The organism is Microcystis sp. LEGE 00066, assembly GCF_015207925.1.
GTDB classification, from domain to species: domain Bacteria; phylum Cyanobacteriota; class Cyanobacteriia; order Cyanobacteriales; family Microcystaceae; genus Microcystis; species Microcystis ichthyoblabe_A.
The window spans coordinates 1-1,150 of the sequence record NZ_JADEVX010000375.1 but is presented as its reverse complement, the minus strand read 5'-3'; the positions used below and the strand labels follow the sequence as shown (position 1 = coordinate 1,150).

The 1,150-nt window shown below is 50.3% G+C and carries 1 protein-coding gene; it reads right to left on the bottom strand.

Annotation, left to right across the window (positions count from 1 at the left end; genetic code table 11):
• Positions 1-1,133: tRNA uridine-5-carboxymethylaminomethyl(34) synthesis enzyme MnmG (gene mnmG / locus IQ224_RS23630; RefSeq protein ID WP_194033560.1), on the bottom strand; the 1,133-nt coding region annotated here is incomplete at its 3' end.
• Between the last annotated feature and the right edge of the window lie 17 nt (positions 1,134-1,150).

The following is a 1,150-nucleotide window of genomic DNA, read 5'->3' as shown; positions in this document are numbered from 1 at the left end:
ATTTGTCCCGCACAAAATAACCCCTCAATCTTCTTCGTCATCAGGGTTGGATAACACTGAGTTGCTGGTAAATAATCGTATTCCACTGCATAGGCAGCCCGCAACATTACACAGTTTTCTAAACCGGGTAAAGTCCGCAGCATTGCTAATTGAACATTTTCCGGCAGTCCGGTTGAAAAGCCTTGGATATAAAGTTCAGGAATATCGCGCCCTTCCGGTTCAATAAAAATTTGATGACTTTCTTTATCGGCAAAACGGACGATTTTATCCTCAATACTGGGACAATAACGCGGTCCTTTGGAGTCAATAAAACCGCCATAAATGGGGGATAAATGTAAATTATCTCTGATTAATTGATGAGTTGCCGCCGTGGTGCGGGTGAGATGACAGTTCATTTGTTCTCGTTCGATCCACACCTCCGGATCAAAACTAAACCAACGCACCTCGTCATCGGGCGGTTGCGGTTCCATGCGCGAGTAATCCACTGAACGCTTATCCACACGGGCAGGAGTGCCAGTTTTTAGGCGACCAGTCTCGAATCCGAGGCGATTTAGGGTTTCTGTTAAACCCACCGCCGCAAATTCGCCCGCGCGTCCGGCGGCCATGGATTTGCCGCCGATCCAGATTTTGCCGCCTAAAAAAGTGCCAGTGGTTAAAATGACGGCTTTAGCGGCGAAACAAGTGCCGAAATAGGTTTCTACCCCTAAAACTTGCTCATTTGCCCCTAAAATCAGGTCTGTGGCCATGCCTTCCCGAATAACGAGATTTGCTTGGGTTTCGACGATACCTTTCATCACCGCCGCGTATTCCCGTTTATCGGTTTGGGCGCGCAGGGCCCAGACTGCCGGTCCGCGAGAGGCATTAAGAACCCGTTTTTGCAGATAGGTGCGGTCGGCTATTTTGCCAATTTCGCCGCCTAAAGCGTCCACTTCGTGGGTTAATTGGGATTTAGCCGGACCACCAACGGCGGGGTTACAGGGTTGCCAAGCGATTTTATCGAGATTAAGGGTGAGGAGAAGGGTACGACAACCGAGACGGGCGCAAGCTAGGGCCGCTTCACAGCCGGAATGGCCTGCCCCGACGACGATGACATCAAATTCGTCTTGAAAGTCTGCGGCTGAGGAGAAAGTCATACTCGATCGAGGGGAAA